At 43.5% G+C, this 2,252-nt stretch carries 2 protein-coding genes and 1 pseudogene; 1 reads left to right on the plus strand and 2 read right to left on the minus strand.

What is annotated here, in order from left to right:
• Positions 1-141: 141 nt before the first annotated feature.
• Positions 142-507, minus strand: a complete 366-nt coding sequence (locus ACED25_RS23275; RefSeq protein ID WP_017098539.1) for a hypothetical protein — start codon at positions 505-507, stop codon at positions 142-144.
• A gap of 343 nt (positions 508-850) precedes the next feature.
• Positions 851-1,030: a TraY domain-containing protein gene (locus ACED25_RS23280; RefSeq protein ID WP_017097351.1), complete on the minus strand. Its 180-nt coding sequence runs from the start codon at positions 1,028-1,030 to the stop codon at positions 851-853.
• 786 nt (positions 1,031-1,816) lie between these two features.
• Between ACED25_RS23280 and ACED25_RS23285 the strand changes: the two are divergent.
• Positions 1,817-2,252, plus strand: a pseudogene (locus ACED25_RS23285) (hypothetical protein); the annotation flags it as partial.

Genomic DNA, 2,252 nt, shown 5'->3' on the forward strand with positions numbered 1-2,252 from the left:
AAGAAGTGTCGAGACAGCAACGCCAAGCCCGACAAGGAGGGTGCGCTGGGTGCGTGTTTTCATAATAAATATCCTTATTGAGTGATAAATTTATCAAGTACATGGTCAGGATGGAGGGAAAGGGGGCTCCCTCCCACATCCTTAAGAAAACATCGAAGATTTCGCGTACTTCAAACCACGATTACGGCTCACATGTTGCTTCCAATTTTGAGCGCTAATGATGGTGTTCTTAAGCTTCCGATAACGTTTTTTACAAGCATTATTTGAGGTTGGGAGAGTGAGACGATTAACTGACTGAGCTTGTTTTTGAACCGCAACCAAATGAACGCCCTTCCAACAGAAAGGAAATGCAAGGTGCCCAGTAAAAGGCAACAAAGCGGCAAACGCCATGTGTTCACGCCCAACCGTTCCCAGTTCTTTGACGCTGACAAAATCACCTTGTTCAACAAAGTGGCCTAATAAACTCACGGCCTCATCTTCACGACAATATCCGTAGATAATCTGCATCGTTCACACTCCTTGTTAGGACATTGTTTTGTTCTTTTAAAAAACAAAACGATGGGCTCTCTTTCAAGAGCCGTGCTACAAACTGGCTTGAGCATTCTTGTAGTAGAATGCGCACATCCAAAGGATGTGGTGTCTGGTATTCCCAAGTAACTCTATTTCACCACTCAACCAGCGTGCTTAATTGAGTAGAAAAACAGCCTTGGACGTCGCCCCAGAGAGGGCTCCTGAATTTGTTAGGCATATTACGCAGGCCTGCGCCCCTCTGCGGCGCTTTTTGCAATCGTGAAGGCAGCCCACCTTCGAGGCCATCTGAGGTAATAATCCCAGACGGCAATCTCATTCGTTACAGCGACCAATTAGGAAAACGTTTGAGGTGATCTTCTAATCGAAGTTTCCCTTCGCGCTTTTTGGCCCGCTCTGCTCTTTTCGCCGAGAGCGTTAACGTTTTATTCGCCTTTGATGAGAGATTAAAAGCGATACCGACTTCCTTGTTCTCAACCCTACATTCTGATTTAAAATTCATACAAAAGTCTTCCTAAATAGAAAAAACCGAAACGCTCTCGTTTAGACCGAAACATCAATGAGTCATGTAATCGCTCACTGGCGTCTAATTTTGTTGAGTTTGTGACTTACTTATCATTTCTTGAATTTAACATAATCTAAATAATACGCACCAAATTAAGGTGCTGATTTTAAAGAAAATAAATGGGTTTTTAATGTTGGCGCTATTGTTATTAGACATAATTAATATATTAATTATTTTAATTTCACTCCCTCAATGTGCTATAAATTTTTCTAAGGTTATTTGTTATCTTTTTGTTATTTATCGGTTTTTTATCCGTGCGTATTATTTAGATTATGTAAAGGGAAAAACCACAAGGTTACTTAAAGATTGAAATATCAGGCGACGCTGCGCTATACTTGCTTTAGGTCGTTAAGGTTAAAACACACTACATTGGCTGCTAACCAGTAGTGCCCTATGTAGTGTGTTTTTTCTAAGATTTAGAGTGTGTTAGAGGTGGTACTCTGACCATATAGCACTTGCAAAAAAGCCGTCTCCCCAACAGTAGACGGCTTTTTTGTGTCTAAAAAACCAGCGTTTGATTTCTTTTCTCGGTTGAGATAGGTTGAAATTTCACCGTTTGGACGACCAATCCGAACAGCTCTAAAAACTGTTGGACCTCAAAATATGACTCCTTTGACTCAGCCTTGGCGTGGGCTAAAGCCCAAACAACACATTCTCAATCACACCGCTTGTTTATCCCTCGGGATGAAGTGCTATGTGTTTTAAACGTGGACGGTGAATGTTATGAAGACGCCTGGACACGACTCCTCCCCTCCCCCGCTCGATAAATCGAGTTACGATGCGCAGTATCGCCGTAAGCGTAAGGCTCGCAAACTGGATTTGATTGAATTGTATCAACGTGTCGTTGAAGAAGAGAACGCGCGGAACCCTAAGACGCCTTTTGAGATCGGATTCAAGTCTCGCCGGTTGCTTCGAAGCGGTAAGGTAGAAACCCTACCGCCAGAATACGCGCGGATCTTAAAAGGGTGTGAAGAATTTATTACCAACCCCAATCGTTTCCCGTCACTTAATGCATGGGGCGGTGAAGCGGTGAATAATGTGCAGTGTCGCACCTTAATTGCGAAAGTATTAGCGTGCACTCTGCCGAACACAGACCTCATTGGAGGGCGCATCGGTTTGCCCACCGAAGCGGGATTGAAAACCATCAGCTACGACCAGC

The organism is Vibrio sp. 1F263 (assembly GCF_041439035.1).
In the GTDB taxonomy this organism is placed as follows: domain Bacteria; phylum Pseudomonadota; class Gammaproteobacteria; order Enterobacterales; family Vibrionaceae; genus Vibrio; species Vibrio tasmaniensis_A.

What these genes read in the sequence shown, in the direction of transcription:
- ACED25_RS23280 (WP_017097351.1), bottom strand. Translation starts at nt 1,030, where the DNA reads ATGAATTTTAAATCAGAATGTAGGGTTGAGAACAAGGAAGTCGGTATC.
- ACED25_RS23275 (WP_017098539.1), bottom strand. Translation starts at nt 507, where the DNA reads ATGCAGATTATCTACGGATATTGTCGTGAAGATGAGGCCGTGAGTTTA.